Consider the following 17,331-nt stretch of genomic DNA (forward strand, 5'->3'; position numbering starts at 1 on the left):
GCCATAAAACGTATCGTTTCATGGAAAGGCCCTTCATATTCAAATATATCATGTAGGATCAGAGTCTATATAGCAAATAATTACTTTTACCACTCTTATTGACCGTTTCACAAGTTGATGTGCATATGCACTTGGTTGTAAAGTAACCAACTTATAAAATTTGAGCTTTTAACTCAATCAATAAAGCAACGAAAGTTGCCAATCGGCATTTGACCCGGCTGTCCGTATGGCCTTAACTTCTTGGTGGAAGTGGTCAAAGATTATCTGCTTGGAAAGATCCTAGATACATTGAATATTAGCTTTCCAAAAATCATGCTCCTTCATAATAGCAGGATAGTGTTTCTGGAGCAATATAAATTTTTAGGAATCGCATATTTTTTTTGCGGCGTCGAAATCTAGTGCTGAAGTTAATGTATGAAGCCGATCTAATTCGGTTCGTGCGGGAAGGGAAGGACAAGAACATTTTTTTGCGTAAGGAGCAGATTGATCTCTTAGAATAGACATTGGAAAAACCGCGGGTTATTCCGATAATAGTTCTAGGGGTGCATTTTTTATGGCCACTTCAATAAAAATTAAAGAGGGAATATCATGGAATGGAACGCAGGACCTATATATAGCGCAATTGTAATCGCATTGATTATACTTATTTATTCTAGAGAATACGGCGGTATACGAACCATTCAGAATCAGATGTTTCGAATTACCTTGATGACTACGATTGTTTCTATGATTAGCATATTAATTTCGGTAGCATTAAATATGGAGATGACCCACTTCCCGCTATTCCTAGTCGAGTTTTTCAATGTGATGAGCAGAGTTTCAATGACGGTTATTGCGCCGCTCTTCTTTTATTACACGATTTCGATTATTTGGAAGACTAAAGAAGTGTTTTTCAGGTGGATACGATTCACCGCTTGGGTTTATCTTATTTTTGCGCTGATGATTATGAGTTCGCCATTTTCGGGAATTATTTATACCATTTCGGTTGACCATACCATTGTAAGAGGGCCGTTGTATAACTTGATGTACGCTGCGCCTGCTTTCTATATTGTGCTGCTTCTTGTCTTATTATTCTTTACGCGTCATAGACTTTCACGAAGTTTGAATCTTGTTATTTTGTCATTTCCTGTGCTGTGCCTCGTCTTCGTAACGATTGAATTTATTTATCCTTATTTGCTCATTTCGAGTACTGCAGCAACTGCATCGTTGGTGATTTCTTATTTGTACATTCAAAACAAAAAAATTCTGGAAGATGATTTAACAGGGACGATGAATCGGCGTGCATTCGTCAAAGTAGTAAGCATGCGTTTAGAGGATAAGAGTCCGTTTAAGATTATTGTTGTAAGCATAGACGAATTTAGAAGCATCAATAATCACTATGGCGAGCAGATCGGGGATCGCCTTCTGCAGGAAGTGGCTCTTTATTTAATGAATGTGCAGCCCAATGCGCAAGTGTTCCGCCTCTCGGGTGATGAGTTTGCGCTATTAACAATGGTTACCGACCAGCGGCAGCTTATTCGGACGATTAGTAACCGGTTGTCTCAGCAGTGGGTCATAGAAGGAATGAATCTTTCTATTCRTGCTACGATTGCCGAGCTCAATATTCCGGAAGTGACGGATACGCTCGAGGATACGGTTCATGTGTTGGAATACAGTATTCGCGAGGAAAAATCTCTTCACAAGAATAGTACGGTTACGATTAATAGCGACGCATTGGACCGCATGCATCGCAAAAATAAAGTATATGAGTATTTAAAACAAACGATCGAAGGGCGAGAACTGGAGATTGTGTATCAGCCTATTTATCACGTTGAAACTGATAGTTATCCTGTGTTCGAAGCATTGGCAAGACTCACTTGCCCGGAACTTGGACCGATTTCTCCACTGGAATTCATTGCAATCGCAGAAGAGAAAGGACTTATTAACCAATTAGGTGAGGTTTTGCTGGAGCAAGTATGTAGAACGATCAGAAAGCTAGAGAGCAGTGGTACTCCGTTTCAGCATATTAATATTAATTTCTCGCCCATACAAATGGTGAATGACAATATCGTTTCGGAAGTAGAACAGGTGATTCGGAGAGAACAAGTAGATCCGTCGCGTATTCATCTGGAAATTACAGAAAGTGTAGTAATCGATAACTTTGACAAGATTAGCAACATTATGAATAGCTTCAATCGTCACGGTATACATTTTAGCCTTGATGATTATGGAACGGGTTATTCTAACTTGTCCAACATTATTCATTTACCTTTCAAGGGGATCAAGATCGATAAATCCTTGTTGTATCGGGCTTCGGAAAGCCAGTCTACTTTCGTCATCATTCAAGCTTTATCTCGCTCTTTCCAACAAATCAATAAACATATTGTGATTGAAGGCGTTGAGACGGAGGATCATATTAAGCTTGCTCGTGCGATTGGTTGCGACTACTTGCAAGGTTATTATTTCGCTAAGCCTATGATGACTGAGAATCTGATTGTTTTTTTGAAGGGTAAGGCTTCACACTTATAAACGACAATCAACCCCCCGTAGGCCCTGCGCTGCGAGGGGTTGATTTGTTTTGCGTGGGATTACGGGTTAGTGCTTGTTCAGATGCTTGTCAAGCAGCTTCAGCTCTTTTGCTTGCATAATTGCTTTCGTTCGGCGGTTTACCTTGAGTTTGGCGAATATATGCTTCACATGCACTTTGACCGTGCCGGCCGCAATGACGAGCCGCTCGGCTATTTCTTTGTTGGAGAGCCCTGCAGCAAGCAGCGCCAGCACCTCTAGCTCGCGCTCGGTCAATGGCTCCTCTATCGCTTCAGCTTGCTCCGACGTTACTTCTACATCGCTATTCACGGCGGAAGCTTCCTCTTCCGATGATTGACGCAACACGCACATCATCAGCGCTTGCGAGGCCATTGCGAGCAGCACGCCGGTTTGTGCCGCATCGAGTACGCCGGTCGCGAGGCGATTCTCAAGGAAGAGCACGCCGAGCAGCGTACCGTGAATCTTGACGGGCAAGCAAAGCATGGACTGCGGGCGATGCAGCGCCATGTATGGGTTGCGAGTGACCCAACTGTCTGGCTCGCCGTTATACGTAACGGTCTCTTGCGTCCGGTAGACGTAGCGGACAATGCCCTCAGGCAGCAGCGGGCTGCCTTGCAGCTCGCGTTCGGCAGCGACAGCAGCTTCATTCGGCTCAGCGTAGACTTGGATACGCAAATCGCCGTCGTTCGTTGACAGCAAAGCACCTGTGCCGGCGCCGGCATAGGTCATAATGACCGTTAGCAGCTCGGCAAGCATAGCATCGGCGCTATCGCGTCCGGTAATGACGCGAGTTGCTCGAAGGATGGCGGCTAGTTCGGCTTCAAGATCGGAGGCGGGACGTTCCGGCTTATTGGCAGCCGCCGCTTCGACGGGCGTTAATTGTGCGTCTCGCAGACTGTCATGGCCGGCTTGCAGCTTCTGCTCTTCCCGATTCCCGCTCCGTTTATTGGTGAGCTGTGCAATCTTCCTAGGCAGCTCCCATTCCGAATAACCTTCAAGCGCTATCCGATCGTAATGGCGAGCGGACGCGTCCCGTCCGCTACGCTCGTAAAACCTTCCGGCCAGCTCGCCGCCGAGCGCCTTAACGCGCAGATCGCCGTATTCGTAGGCTTCCCGAAGTGCCGTGTCGTATAGCCGTTCAGCGTCTTTAATTCGTCCTCGCGCTTCGGCATAGGTGGCATGCAGCAGTGTGCAACGCGCCCGGAAGTTGGTCTCGCTGCCGTCCGCGAATCGGCGGAATCGTCGCAGCAGCTTTTGGATGCGGGCAGCTTTGACGCGCTGCGGCGCTCGTCCGTCAGCTGTGCAGGAGCCAATCATGGAAAGCGCTTCGTAGAAGCAGCATTCCGGCATATGGGGAAGATGGGTCGCATACGGCTCGTGTGGCCTCGCTTTGGCGCTCCATGCCTCGGCTTCCTCGTAGCGCCCTTCTAGGTAGAACAATTGCGCTTTGTAAGTGCTGTACTGGTAAAGCGTCGTTGCAGCTGTTTCTTCTTGTCCGATGCGGGCGAGAAACGCCTCTTCCGAAAACTGGCCATCGTTGAAGGAAACCGGCGATTCCGTTCTTCCCTGCAGCGCGGCGATCCATTGCTCATATAAAAAGAAGTTTTGCTGCACGAACTCGTCTTTTGTTGTCTCCAGCACGGTCAAGTACTCGGCGATGACGCGCGCCATTTCGCTAAGCGAGCTGCGCGTATACAGGGAATTGACGTGGCCGCCCATTGCGTAGCTGGCAAAAATATAATTACCGGCGTTCATGCCGTGACGCATCGCCTGCGGCAAGTAGTAGTCGGTTTCGCGGGCGTCTCCGGCAAAAATGCTGCTGACCGCGCTGTACATGGTGAACGCCATGCTGCTGACCGAAGCCATGCCGCTGCTTTCGGCGAGTTGGATGCCCAGCCCCCCGAGTCTCCTGGCTTGTTCATGATTGCGCCAGGCGGTTTCCGCAAGCATCCCGTAAGCAGAGAAGACGACCGCTGTGAGCGGCGATTGGCCTCCGCGCAGCGACAACCTTAGCGCTCGGCTCGTCAACATAAAGAAAATGCTTTTGTCCGTAAAAAAGCTGGATGGCACAATAGCCGCGATTTGTCCTAATGCAGCGGATAGCTGCGGATCGGTCATCTCAGGCAGTAGATGCGACCGTTTCCGTGAGCGCAACAGCAGCCAGTTTGTTTTCCACTTCTCGGTTAGAAGCCGCAGCGGTCCCGGGTCAGAAGACAGGCGAATACCCAATTCAGCTAAGCTATGCAGCCCAAGCGCCGTTCCTTCGGCATATTTACCTTGATTAATCAATTGCATAATGCGAATCATTCGAACGCGGCTGCGTTCAATCGGGTTGCGAGCCCGAGTAAGCAAACGTTCAATCCGTTGCAGCGAATCTTCCGACTGGCCGCACAAATAAGCGCATTCTGCCAAACGGGCGTGCAGCTCAAAGCATAATTCAAAGCGGTTGTTCCAATGCTGCTCCTTCAGTAACGAGCTTCCGTGAAAGAAATATCCGAGCGCGGCGTCATAGGCCGAAGAAGCCAATGCGTGATTACCAGCCTTTAAATTCAGTACCGCGAGCGACAGCCTCTCTTCGTCGCCGCGCAGCAGTTCCGCGCCGCGATTCATATGCAGCACCTGTTCGAACAGAAGGTCATTTCCGTCGCCTTCGTCTGCGCTGCTAGCGGAGAGAGCTCGTCCAATCGCTAAATGGAGCTCCTGACGCTTCGATTCATCAATACGGCCGTAAATCAACTTTTGGATGCTGTCATGGGCAAAGCGGGCGCTTCCATCGGACTGTGCTACAACCAGTCCTTCGACTTCCACCGCATGCCAAGCTGTCAAGCGGTCTTCTGCGGAGAGTCCGCATACTCGAGCGGCAAGCTCGTCAGTAAATATGAAGCCAATGCAGGATGCCGCCTCCGCCAGTGATAAGGCAGTTTGCGGAAGCAGTCTAAGGCGATACTCCAGAAGACCGCCGATCTCGAATTCCGCTTCATCAACAGGGATGGAGTCGAGCTGCCATTGCCACATATTTTTATCCAGCTGAAACTGTAACCGCCGTTCATCGCGCAACCGGAGCAGCAGTTGCTTGAAGTGAAACGGATTGCCGCCGGTATGCGTGACAATCGCTGTGCTAAGGGGCTGCGTCTGTTGCTCATTCGCGCCGAGGGTATCTGCCGCCAGCCGGTTCAATGTTGCCATAGGCAGCGGGGAAAGACGGATTTGCTTTACGGCGGTTTGCTCCGATGCGCTTCCCTGATCGCTCAAGCCTGGGAGCTTAATCGAGGGGTCAAGATCGGGGCGATAGGAACCGACGAGCAGCAAGTATTGGCATTCCGGGTCGCGAATTAACGCATCGAGCAGCTGCAGAGAGGAGGCGTCCGCCCATTGCAGATCGTCAATAAACAGCACAAGGGGATGCTCTTTGGCTGCAAGCGCCTGCGCAAAGCGGCGGAACGCATAGAGAAACCGTTTGCGTGCCTCCGCCGTCGGCAGTTCCTCTTCGCTTCCTGCGACGGTTCCAAGCAACAGGCGAGCTTCGGGGATAAGGGCGGTAATGACGCTGGCAACACTGCCGATCGTAAGCGTCAGCTTAACGCGCAAAGCCTCAACGAAGGATTCCGATTCGCCAAGCAGTCGGCGTATAAGACCGCGGAACGCTTTGACGATTGGCTCATAAGGAACGCCAGCCGCAAGCTGCTCGAATTTGCCCGAAATGAAATAGTAGGAATCGGCCAGCTTGCCGTCACGGAACGTTTCCTCAATGAGCCGTGTTTTTCCAATGCCAGCCTCTCCGCATACATACACCGCCTCGGACGAACCGAGGCAAACGGAACGGAATGCTTGCTCGAGCTGAACGGCTTCGGATTCCCGGCCGTAAAATCCGGGCGCTCCGTGCTGAGCGGGATTCGCCTGTTCACAACCTTCAAGCGGCACTAGCAGGCTTTCCGCTGAAACAAACCGGTTGTCAGGATTCTTATCCAGCAGCTTCAGCACCAGCTGATCCAGCGCCACCGGCAGCTCTGGAATACGACCGCGCAGGGAAAGAGGGCTTTGAGCCAGATGCATATACATCCACTCCAGCGGATCATCCGCAGTAAAAGGCGGCTCACCGGCAAGCATTTCATAGAAAATAACGCCTAACGAATACAGGGTGCTGCGCTCATCCTCCTGCCGCCTCATGCGGCCGGTTCGCTCAGGGGAGCAGTAAGGCCAGTCGGCTTCGCTCAGCGGACCGCTGCGTTCAGGCTGCAGAAGCCGGACTTCGCCGCTAGCGGCAATTGCAATCGTATTTGGCCGCAAATTGGGCAGCGGATAGCCTTGCTCGCTGCTTGCGGCAATCGCGGCAGCTATTGCACGCGCAAGCGGCAGAAACTGGTCCGGCGGCATCTTAGGACGTGTGATTAACCGTTCACTTAGCGTAATAAAAGGCGGATGAATGGGTGGGTTTGATCTGTTATGAGAAATAGGGGCATTCGACATCTATAAAACCATCCTTCGAGCAATCTAGGCCTATATTCGAAAAATGAGGGTTTGTGTTTGTGGGGTATGACTGAATATTCCTCATAAACTAGTTTATCGTCAGTGGTTAACTATGTAAATTGTCGATTTAAGGCGAGAGAATCAGGTCTAATGAAGGAGAAAATAATAGAACGCCAGCGTTAAGGACAAATCCCTGGCGTTGGCGTTCTATTATTTTCAATAAGAGCTTACTCACCGATGCTTAAGACGAAGGTGACAATCGTGACGATGATGGTCGCGAATAGCATGATAATAAAATACCATTTTGAAAACTTTCGTGTGAAGGTTGTTCCTTGCAGCCATGACCCTACGTAAACAACAATGGTGAAAATAATCATGGAGACCAAAGCAATTAATGCATTTTCCATCCGGTCGTCATTTCCTTCCTTCGCAGTGTCTTTGTTTTCCTATATTAAAGAAGAAAAGCACGCAGCTCCATACCTCCTTTGAGGTATATTTGAGCGAAAAATGCGGATTAAACGAAAAAATACCCCAAATGGGTAATAGTTTTCTACAGAGCGGTGCATTAATCTTGTTGAATTAGAAGCTATTGCAAGTGCAATGATTTTACAAACGAAAGGAATAATCGTATGCCAAAAAGAAGCCTATTATCCACTCTGGCAGCCGTTACGCTGCTGTTGCCGCTAATCGGTTCGCTTGCGACAGCCGCTATGGTAAATCCGGTTAGTGCCGCAGCTGCTGTTACAGGAGAAGTCATGACCGGCTTCCAGAATGAGACCAACGATGTTTATGACGGCTACGTCACTGAGTACACGTTCAGCTCGGGCGGTGTCGTACAGCAAAGCGCTGCTCCTCCGTCCGATGCCGATTGGATTACGCCTTCCAATATTAATGATATGGGTTGGGGCAATAGCTGGGACGAAGTGTTTACTTATAGCGATTTTGGCGAAATCGATGAGACAACCGACCCGATGAGTATTCCGCCAACGGCGGCTTGGGTAACGATTTCATCCTTTCAAGTCGCATCGGTACCTATTGGCGATACGGTCTATCATTATTCGGTTAACGGAACCGAAGTTCTAACCGCTACGAATGCGTTGGACATTCCGTCCAACGCGCTGTGGGCAACGATTGTTTCTTTTACCGACGGCTGGAATCAAATTAAAAACGAAACGTATACGACATACACGCTTGCGCGTACGATTCCGTCCGTTACTTTGTTGGGGCTCACATCCGCTAACGGCCAAGACGGTTATGTGAAGAACGGCAATACAGTGATTCTTACGCTGCATACGGATATTCCGATTGCGAGACCTGTTCTGGAGATGGCCGGCAATGATATGCTGGTAGCGGGAAGCGGCACGAGTTGGAACGCCGTCCTTACTATAACCACATCACAAGTTCCTGATGGAAATTTGTCAGTATCCGCTGCGTTTTATTCGGAGGAGGGGGTCCCGGGACAGGTTCAGTACGGAACGACGGACGGTTCATCCTTCATAGTTGACCAAACGGCGCCATCCCTTTCCCATTCGCTGTCTCCCGCGGATGCGACAAACGAGGATGTGATAGTGCAGGTTACAGCAAGCGATGCGGGAAGCGGTTTCGGTCTGATGAAGTGGGCACCTGGCACGCAAACGGGTTATTATGTCCTAACAGAAGGTACGGCGTTTACGGAAAGCTTTACAGCGACAGCTAACGGATCCTATACGGTATATGGGCAGGATAAGCTTGGCAACCCGGCTATCCTTTTTATAACCGTCTCAAACATTGACCGTACAAATCCGACCGTATCGCTTACGGCGAGTGCGACCGCACCGACGAACGCCGATATTGCAGTGACGGCGACGGCTGCCGATGATGTTGCCATAAACAAGCAGCTATGGGCTGCCGGCTTGCGGGATGCATCGTATTTTCAATCGGGGAACGGAACCTCGTTTACCGGTCAATTTTTTGCAACCGCTAGAGGCACTTATTCGGTGTATGTGGAAGATACGGCTGGCAATTATGCGCTAACGACCATTACCGTGTCGAATCTATTCAAGACGGAGCCTGAACTAACGCTGACGGCTTACCCGGAGAGGCCGACGAATGATACGGTATTGGTAGAAATTGAAGCACAGGCCGATGGGGAGGATGAAGGCAACGCGCTTGTTGCGCTCCTCTGGGCCGAGGGCGACCAGGAGATCGCGTATTTTACTGACGGCGGCGGTCAGGACGTTCTTGCCGATCGAGCATTCGAAGCGAGCGAGAATGGACAATATACGGTTTATGCACGAGATACGGTTGGCAATGAGAAGATATCTATTATAAATATAACCAATATCGACCTTACAGCGCCTTCGCTGACGCTGACGGCGGACGTTACCGCTCCGACTAACGATTACGTGACGATCAAAGTGACTGCCGAGGATTCTGACAGCGGCCTCCGTTATGTGCGATGGTCTGCAACGGAACCAGATTTTGATAGTCCGTGGCCTTCCAGCGAGGTCGAGGACGGCGAGTTTACCGTGGAATCGAATGGAACATACACGGTTATTGCTTTCGACAATGCACGCAATGAAACGCTTCGTCAGATTAGCGTAACGAACATAATGAACGACGTTCCTACGGTGCTGCTGCGTCCCGAGACGACCGCGCCTGTTGGCGATAAAGTTTCCGTAGCAGTGGAAGCCGCCGCCTTGGGCGCGGGCAATGCGATTGACGTTATTTTGTGGGCAGCGGGAGATCGGCCGACCGGCTTTTTCCGTGAAGGGTTAAGCGATGATATTACGGAAGAGATGCAGTTCGATGTGACGAAAAACGGAATATACACGGTTTACGTTCGCGATATTGCCGGCAACGAAGCTGTAGAGAAGATACGAATTGATAATATTCGGAGTGCGAATACAGCACCTGGAAGCGTGATTAATAATGTGTTTATTGCGGAATTGAACGGCAAGCTGACGACGGGACTGAATGAAACGGTTACAAGCAGCCCCGATGGTTGGATTAGGTATGATTTGAAGCTGGACGATGCAGCGGCAATCGCCGCTCTTGCACAGGCAAACGGTGAGAACGAGCTGCGCATTAAACCAAATGATTCTGCTCCACAGATCGATGCGGTTACTCTTACGTTGTCAGTAAAGGCGCAGTCCCAGCTCAAGGAGCGAGGTATTAGGCTTACTTTGGATACTGGCGACGCTATTTATGAAATGCCAGCCGGATTTTCGGCTAACGGGGGCGGTGAGCTAGTCGTGCAGCTAAAGGCGCTGCGCCAGCCAACCGATGCCAAACAGCTGCTTGCCGATGCAACCGTAATTCGCTCAATGGAGTGGCAGCTTAAGCAAGTGGGTGTACCTTTATCTTTTACAACTAACGCAGCAGGTACTGCTGCCAAGGATGTATTGGTTATTCCTTTGCCGGAAGGACTAGACGCCATAGCGTTGCGTAAGCTCGCCGTCTACTTGGAAAGCGGCAGCGATTCCAAAACAATCTCAGCGGGCACAATCCGTTACGATTCGCAAGGACGCGCAACAGGTATCGCGATTGACGCCAGCGCTTCAAGCCGCGTGATGGTGCTGCAAGCCGAGCCTGTAGCTGTCGCGCATGAACGCTACATTAACGGCTATGCCGACGGCAGCTTTGCTCCTTCGCGTGCTATAACGCGAGCGGAGTTAGCGGCTCTTCTCATGAAGCTGTCTACGACAGAAGCCGTTACTAAAAGCGGTGAAGATGCTATTGTGTACAGCGATGTGCCGCAATCGCACTGGGCGGCCGAGGCTATCGACTATGTGACTGCTGCCGGTTGGATGGGCGGGGGATCGGACGGCCTGTTCCGTCCGGGCGATCAGCTGACGCGTGCGGAACTGGCTAGCGTGCTTGTAAGGTGGCGCAAGGTGCAGCCGATCGGGGGCACCGACTTTGCAGACGCGGATTCCCACTGGGCTTCCGAGGCCATTGCTTCAGCCGAGCGGGAAGGGTGGTTAGTCGGTTATCCGGACGGCAGCTTCCGTCCTAATGCTAGCGTGACGCGTGCCGAGGCGGTTAAGGTACTGAACGGTGTGCTCGGTCGTCCATCGCTCGTGGAAGATGGTCTGGCTTGGTCCGACGTACCAGCCTCCCATTGGGCGGCTGACGCCATCCGCTCCGCTTCGCAATCGTTCGAGGCGCTACACTATCTCAGCGGCGAGACCCGGCTGATCATCGTCAAGTAAGAGTCGATTTAACTCTAAATAAACAAAAGAAACCGTTTCTCCGTAGAATGGAAGCTTAGCTTACCATTGACGAAAGGAACGGTTTCTTTGTATATAGACGTGTATGACTAATTTAACTCCACGATCTTGTTGATGTCCGTACCTTCCGTATTTTTGCCCATCAGCCTGCGGAACAGGAATTTCGCCATCTTGAACTTGTTGCCGGAATCCCAATATTCGGCTGTTTCTGCCTTCACTTTAATGAGAACGAGATTAGGATCGTCATAGGACGTTTCCAACAGCTCTTCGTACATCGGATTCCAGAACTGCTTCAGTTTTTCGGTGCTGTCCACCAACTCGGCTTCCCCGCGAATAGAAACAAAGGATTTGCCTGCATAAGCAACGTTGACTTGCCGTTTCTGGAGCAATTCGTGGAACTTCCCGCTGTCTTTCTTAGTCAGGAACCACAGGTCGCCGTCGAATTCGACGTCTTGGGTCTTCATGGGGCGCGAAACGAGTCCATCTTCCGATATCGTTGTCAGCATCGCCGTTTTAATATCTTTGATCAACTCGCGAACGGTTTCGATCGCTTCTTGGTTTTCGGTTGTTGCATTCGTCAATCCATTCACCTTTTCCATAAGTTTTTTCAATAGCATTCCCCCCCTTGCGCAATTGCATGTATGCAAAAAGGGCCATCCTTCTAAGGATGGCCCTAATACTATTCGTTACGAATTAACGTGATATCGTCCCCTAGGCACAACCAAAGGCGATGCCGAGATGGGATCCTTGATTACCGTGCAATCCAGTCCGAAAATGTCTTTAACCAACGTGCTTGTAATAACCTCTGACGGCTCACCCTCCGCGACAAGCTTCCCTTTATGAAGCGCAAAAATATGATCTGCATAACGGGCGGACAAGTTAATATCATGAAGCACCATGACAATCGTAGTTCCGTGATTCCGATTAAGGTCGGTCAGCAGGTCAAGAATCTCGACTTGATAGGTGATATCCAAAAAGGTTGTTGGTTCATCGAGAAACAAGATGTCGGTCTGTTGCGCCAGAGCCATGGCAATCCAGACGCGTTGTCGTTGTCCGCCTGACAGCTCGTCAATATTATGATTGGCGAATTCGGTTATATCCATAATTCTCATCGCTTCGTCAACGGCCTCGTAATCCTTTTTGGTCCATCCGCCAAGCAACGATTGATGCGGAAATCTTCCTCGTCCAACCAAATCCGCTACGGAAATGCCTTCCGGAACAATGGGCGATTGCGGCAGCAGACCTACCACGCGAGCTAATTGCTTGGGCGGAATTTTGCCGAGCGGCCTGTCGTCCAGCGTGATTGTTCCGGATGTGGGCTTTATAAGCCTGGCCAGCGTTTTAAGAAGCGTTGACTTTCCGCAGCCGTTTGATCCGATAATAACGCTTATTTTATTGCTGGGTATAACAAGGTCTATACCGTGAATAACCGTTTTATTCTCATAGCCCGCTACGATTTGTTCGGCTTGAAAAATATGTGTCGGTTTCATTATAATTCTCCCTTTCGATTCATGCGGATTAACAAGAAGATCAGATAAGGCGCTCCGAGTAATCCGGTAATGATGCCTACGGGGAATCTGTACTCAAAAGCAAATTGTCCGATTAGATCTGATGCCAGCACCAAGTTGACGCCAACAAGCCCCGCCGGAATAACGCCCGAGAAGCCGATTCCGACCAGCCTTTTCGCGATCGGTCCCGCAAGGAAGGAGACAAAGGCTATTGGACCCGTGGTAGCGGTAGCGATCGCAATTATGATGACGGAACTGACGATAAGCGCAATTCTTGTTCGGTCCGTGCTTACGCCGAGTGAAGTAGCCGATTGCTCACCGAGTTCCAAAATACTTAGATGTTTTCCCAGCAAAATAATGATAGGTGCAAAAATAATGATGGTTATAACTAGAGGCGGGAGCTCGTCCATTTGAGAACCGTTGAGGCTGCCTGTTAGCCATCTGAGCGCCGCGGGAACATCCTGTTCCGCGCTAACCAGCAAAAGATAGGATATGAACGCGTCAAGCATGGCCTGGATGCCGATCCCGATTAGGATTAATCGCCCGATTGAAAATGTCTTGCCTCGGGACAATATATAAATCAATATGACTGTCGCAAGACCTGCAACGACTGAAGCAACGGAAATAACGGCTCCGCTTGTCTGAAGGACGGTTATGCAAAAAACAGCCGCCGCGCTCGAGCCGGAGGTAATGCCGATGACATTCGGATTCGCAAGGGGATTACGCAACATTGTTTGGAAGGTGTAACCGGCAATACCGAAAGCAAATCCGGCAAAAAGACCTGCCAGCATTCTCGGTAGACGTATCGTATTAACCGCAAAAGAAACGCCTTTGATCTGCTCTCCCGACAGTGCTCGAACGACATCCTTAATCGGATAGATGGTGCTCCCGAGTAAAAGCATGACACAGCAAAGGATGCATGCAAGTACCGCCAGAAGGCTGGTAACAAGTATCCATCGGCGGCGTCTTTGACGTCTGCCGGCTATAATAAATGAAATAGATTGATTTGTCATAATGAACGCACTTTCGATCTCATAGCAACTATGATTAGTATTGGAGCACCTATAAACGCTGTAACGACGCCGACCTCAAGCTCTCCGGGACTGCCGATGAGCCTGCCTCCTACATCCGCTATCGTCAAAATAATGGCTCCGGAAAGAGCCGACATCGGTATGATCAAGCGTAAGTCAGGTCCAAGAATAAGTCGAATGACATGAGTGGCTAAGAGCCCGACAAAACCGATAGGTCCCGCCATCGCCGTAGTCGCGCCGCACAACAACACACCGGCAAGAGCTGCAATTAGCCGAAGTGTACCTGTCCGAACACCTAGTCCGGTCGCGACTTCGTCTCCCAGCGCCAACGCATTTAATGCCGGAGCGGCGATAAAACCGATTAGTACGCCGACGAGCAGAAACGGGATGAATGTGGAAATCGTGCTCCAAGATCCCGAGCCGACGCTGCCTACTTGCCAAAACCTGAATTGATCCATGACATAAGAACGAGGAATCATAATGGCGGTAACCAGAGAAGACAGAGCAGCGCTTGTGGCAGCTCCGGCCAAGACAAGCTTAATGGGCGTGGCTCCGCCACGCCCCATTGAGCCGATTCCGAATACGAACACTGCTGTTATTGCAGCTCCTGCCAAAGCTAGCCAGATATATTGATTCGCAGTGCTTATGTTCAAGAACGCGATGCCGCACACCACAAACAATGATGCACCCGTATTCACTCCCAGTATACTGGGGTCGGCAATCGGGTTGCGAGTGACTGCTTGCATAAGCGCACCGGATACTCCGAGTGCCGCACCGCAGAATAAACTGAAGACGGTTCGGGAAATTCTTTTGCGAACCACATTTGCCCCGTAGGAGTCTGCTTCCGGGTGAAATAGTCCATCAATGAGTTCATGGATTCTCACTGGCCGAGAGCCAAAGACCAGTGAGGCACACACGCATAAGACTAGCAGGACTATACAAATAATGAGAACCAGGGTGAAATGTCTCGGTAAACGCGAGCTTAACCGGGTGTCGTTCGGAATCGATGAACTATTCATTGATCTTTTCGATAGCTCCTACGATTAATTTCAAATATTCGTCAATGGTAAAGGAGATCGAAAGCGGATTTGGGTTACCGGAAGCTGCCAAAGGCGTGCCGTTGCCAATAAACACGACGGAACCTCTTTCGATAGCTGGGATTTTGCCGAGTAAGGAATCGGCTTTAACTGCCTCATATAGGCTTTCATCGCCATATCCAATAATAATATCAGCATCGTTAAGCATGTCAGCATTCTCGGCACTTAAATTCAAATAGAAGTTAGTTGGATCCGTAATCTGACTTGTAATGCTTTCAGGATAAGTCAATCCAAGCTCGATCAGGAAATCGCCGCGAGGGTCTGCAGGCGTATAAAGATGGAACTTGGACATGTCTTCTGCCGAGAAGTTAACCCAGGCAACGGTTTTACCTTGCAACTGCGGATATGCGCTTGCTTTTTCTTTAACGAGGTTCTCTGTATCCTTGATAAGCTGTTCGCCTTCTGCTTTCATGCCCATGCCTGTTGCATTATACAGAACTTGATCACGCCATGTGGTTGCCCAAGGCTTGGACTGATAAGGCACTACCGGAGCGATTTTGCTAAGAATATCATAGTCTTCCTGTGTAATGCCGGAGTAAGCCGCGAGAATGACATCCGGATTCGAATCGGAGATAGCTTCAAAATCAAGGCCGTCTGTATCTTGATAAATATTAGGGTCTGTGACGTTAAGTTCCTTCAGCTTTGCAGCTGTCCAAGGTAGAAGTCCGCTGTCATCTTGAACGCCGTAATTCGCCGCCGAGAAGCCAACCGGTACAACGCCTAGTGCGAGCACAACATCATGGTTAGCCCATTGAACGGTAGCGACACGTTCAGGCTTGCTTTCAATTACCGTTTCGCCAAAAGCATGCTTGATCGTGATCGGATATTCAGCAGTTGCAGCAGGTGCGTCCGTTTGAGGAGCTTCGGTACTAGCCGCATCAGTTGGAGCGGGTGAAGCATTCGAATTAGAATTGGATGGCTGATTATTGGAACAGCCTACCAGCGCGATTGCAAGCAAAGCAGTAATGAATAATGCAGTTAAAGAGAACTTTCTTTTTGTGTTCATTTGTGTACCCTTCCTTATCTTGAGTTATATTTTTAGTGGACAAAATCGATAATGATTATCATCGTCACTAAATATATATCCTTTTTAGATAGGTTGTCAATCAAAAATTATCCGATTCTGATTTATTAATCAAAAAGATAAGTCCGAAATTTTCATAAACATTACTTGGCGATAAATCAGCGATAATGAACCCGTGCTACTGTTGGGATAGATCCAATCGCAAACGGCTGGCGCCGTCCTTTGGCGGCAGAAGCTAACGTTTGAGGTACTTTCCTATATGGTGAAAAAGGGAGTGAATGGATGAGGATTGCTGTGTTTTCAGACACGTTTGTCCCTCAGGTCAATGGCGTCGCGCTTACCTTGAAGCGATGGACCGACTACTTGGCCGCTCATGGGGCGCATTGCAAGCTGTTCGTACCTACGGAGCCGGAGCCTGTCTATGAAGAACTGGTGTGTCGGCTGGCTAGTATCCCTTTCTGGGCTTATCCGGAGCATCGATTCGTTATTCCCAATTTGTTGCGTATACGCAACGAACTTGCTGAGTTCAAACCAGACATTGTTCATATTGCCACCCCATTTAATGTAGGTCTCGCCGGAATGTATGCCGCCCAAAAGCTTGATATCCCCATCGTTGCCTCGTATCATACCCATTTCGACCAGTATCTCGAGTCTTATTGGTTTCCGTTCGCGCATTCCTGGTATTGGTCCTATATGAAATGGTTTCATCGTAACTGTCGCGCCATCTTCGCTCCTTCGAATGAGACCATTCATCGATTGCAGTCCAAGGGATTAAATGAAGCCCAGTTATGGTCGAGGGGGGTTGACTGCGACAGATTCACGCCATTGAAGCGTTCCGACCGTGTTCGCGAGTTTTACGGGATCAAGGAACGATATCTCCTGCTATTCGTTGGGCGACTGGCTCCTGAGAAAGACCTGGATGTTTTGCTTCAATTAATGCATCGGCTGCCGGACCGAATTCGCGGTCAAGTGCATTGGCTTATTGTTGGCGAGGGTCCAATGATGGAACAAGGTCGCAAGGAAGCTCCGCAGAATGTCACCTTTGCCGGTTACTTGCGCGGGGAAGAACTTGCCGAATGGTATGCATCCTCCGATCTATTTGTATTTCCCTCTGCCACGGAAACCTTCGGCAACGTCGTACTGGAGGCAGCGGCCTCGGGTCTTCCTGCTATAGTAGCCGACAGGGGAGGCGTGACCGAAATTGTCCAGCATGGCAGGACCGGATTACATGCTCAAGCGGGAAATGTAGAAAGCTTTCTTACGGCATTGACCGACTGGTTCGACGAACCTGACAAATGGCAATTGTTCCGTACGGAGGCGAGGGAGCATGCGCAATCGCGCACTTGGGAGAAAGCAATGGAGTCGATATACACTCGTTGTCAGCAGATTGTGAGAGGGGAGCAGCATCCGGAGGAAGCCGGAAACGGGCGCATGCAGGGAGAGGGGGAATCGGCTTGAAAATAACCG

General features: G+C 49.8%; 10 protein-coding genes. 3 read left to right on the forward strand and 7 right to left on the reverse strand.

The features are described 5' to 3' along the window. Positions 1-588: 588 nt before the first annotated feature. Complete coding sequence (locus AB4Z33_RS03285) at positions 589-2,508, forward strand: putative bifunctional diguanylate cyclase/phosphodiesterase (RefSeq protein WP_442048533.1); 1,920 nt, start codon at positions 589-591, stop codon at positions 2,506-2,508. Between the two features lie 66 nt (positions 2,509-2,574). Here AB4Z33_RS03285 and AB4Z33_RS03290 read toward each other — a convergent pair whose 3' ends face one another. Together AB4Z33_RS03290 and AB4Z33_RS03295 are read right to left on the reverse strand one after the other, a co-directional pair. After that, positions 2,575-6,993: a helix-turn-helix transcriptional regulator gene (locus AB4Z33_RS03290; RefSeq protein ID WP_442048534.1), complete on the reverse strand. Its 4,419-nt coding sequence runs from the start codon at positions 6,991-6,993 to the stop codon at positions 2,575-2,577. 227 nt (positions 6,994-7,220) lie between these two features. After that, positions 7,221-7,400 (reverse strand): hypothetical protein, encoded by a 180-nt coding sequence (locus AB4Z33_RS03295; RefSeq protein ID WP_442048535.1) that lies wholly within the window; start codon positions 7,398-7,400, stop codon positions 7,221-7,223. Between the two features lie 222 nt (positions 7,401-7,622). Here AB4Z33_RS03295 and AB4Z33_RS03300 point away from each other — a divergent pair, with 222 nt between their 5' ends. Continuing rightward, positions 7,623-11,186 (forward strand): S-layer homology domain-containing protein, encoded by a 3,564-nt coding sequence (locus AB4Z33_RS03300; RefSeq protein WP_442048536.1) that lies wholly within the window; start codon positions 7,623-7,625, stop codon positions 11,184-11,186. 107 nt (positions 11,187-11,293) lie between these two features. Here the strand turns inward: AB4Z33_RS03300 and AB4Z33_RS03305 are convergent, their stop codons facing one another. From AB4Z33_RS03305 to AB4Z33_RS03325, 5 genes are all read right to left on the reverse strand, one after another. Further along, on the reverse strand, positions 11,294-11,803 hold the full coding sequence (locus AB4Z33_RS03305) for a pyridoxamine 5'-phosphate oxidase family protein (protein ID WP_442048664.1): 510 nt from the start codon (positions 11,801-11,803) through the stop codon (positions 11,294-11,296). 87 nt (positions 11,804-11,890) lie between these two features. Continuing rightward, complete coding sequence (locus AB4Z33_RS03310) at positions 11,891-12,694, reverse strand: ABC transporter ATP-binding protein (protein WP_442048537.1); 804 nt, start codon at positions 12,692-12,694, stop codon at positions 11,891-11,893. After that, positions 12,694-13,725 carry a FecCD family ABC transporter permease gene (locus AB4Z33_RS03315; RefSeq protein ID WP_442048538.1) on the reverse strand — a complete coding sequence of 344 codons (1,032 nt, stop codon included), beginning with the start codon at positions 13,723-13,725 and terminating at the stop codon, positions 12,694-12,696. Before AB4Z33_RS03315 ends, AB4Z33_RS03310 begins: the two co-directional genes overlap by 1 nt. Beyond that, on the reverse strand, positions 13,722-14,762 hold the full coding sequence (locus tag AB4Z33_RS03320; RefSeq protein WP_442048539.1) for a FecCD family ABC transporter permease: 1,041 nt from the start codon (positions 14,760-14,762) through the stop codon (positions 13,722-13,724). Before AB4Z33_RS03320 ends, AB4Z33_RS03315 begins: the two co-directional genes overlap by 4 nt. Then, positions 14,755-15,846, reverse strand: a complete 1,092-nt coding sequence (locus AB4Z33_RS03325; protein ID WP_442048540.1) for an iron-siderophore ABC transporter substrate-binding protein — start codon at positions 15,844-15,846, stop codon at positions 14,755-14,757. The genes AB4Z33_RS03320 and AB4Z33_RS03325 overlap by 8 nt, the downstream gene beginning before the upstream one ends. A gap of 300 nt (positions 15,847-16,146) precedes the next feature. On the opposite strand from AB4Z33_RS03325, the gene AB4Z33_RS03330 reads away from it, so the two are divergent. Beyond that, positions 16,147-17,322: a glycosyltransferase family 4 protein gene (locus AB4Z33_RS03330; protein WP_442048541.1), complete on the forward strand. Its 1,176-nt coding sequence runs from the start codon at positions 16,147-16,149 to the stop codon at positions 17,320-17,322. Positions 17,323-17,331 lie beyond the last annotated feature (9 nt).

It is taken from the genome of Paenibacillus sp. 2TAB19, assembly GCF_052115185.1.
In the GTDB taxonomy this organism is placed as follows: domain Bacteria; phylum Bacillota; class Bacilli; order Paenibacillales; family Paenibacillaceae; genus Pristimantibacillus.

Bases quoted from the DNA above. Each gene is read 5' to 3' on its own strand.
- AB4Z33_RS03290 (WP_442048534.1), bottom strand. From the start codon at position 6,993: ATGTCGAATGCCCCTATTTCTCATAACAGATCAAACCCACCCATTCAT.
- AB4Z33_RS03295 (WP_442048535.1), bottom strand. From the start codon at position 7,400: ATGGAAAATGCATTAATTGCTTTGGTCTCCATGATTATTTTCACCATT.
- AB4Z33_RS03300 (WP_442048536.1), top strand. From the start codon at position 7,623: ATGCCAAAAAGAAGCCTATTATCCACTCTGGCAGCCGTTACGCTGCTG.
- AB4Z33_RS03305 (WP_442048664.1), bottom strand. From the start codon at position 11,803: ATGGAAAAGGTGAATGGATTGACGAATGCAACAACCGAAAACCAAGAA.
- AB4Z33_RS03310 (WP_442048537.1), bottom strand. From the start codon at position 12,694: ATGAAACCGACACATATTTTTCAAGCCGAACAAATCGTAGCGGGCTAT.
- AB4Z33_RS03315 (WP_442048538.1), bottom strand. From the start codon at position 13,725: ATGACAAATCAATCTATTTCATTTATTATAGCCGGCAGACGTCAAAGA.
- AB4Z33_RS03320 (WP_442048539.1), bottom strand. From the start codon at position 14,762: ATGAATAGTTCATCGATTCCGAACGACACCCGGTTAAGCTCGCGTTTA.
- AB4Z33_RS03325 (WP_442048540.1), bottom strand. From the start codon at position 15,846: ATGAACACAAAAAGAAAGTTCTCTTTAACTGCATTATTCATTACTGCT.
- AB4Z33_RS03330 (WP_442048541.1), top strand. From the start codon at position 16,147: ATGAGGATTGCTGTGTTTTCAGACACGTTTGTCCCTCAGGTCAATGGC.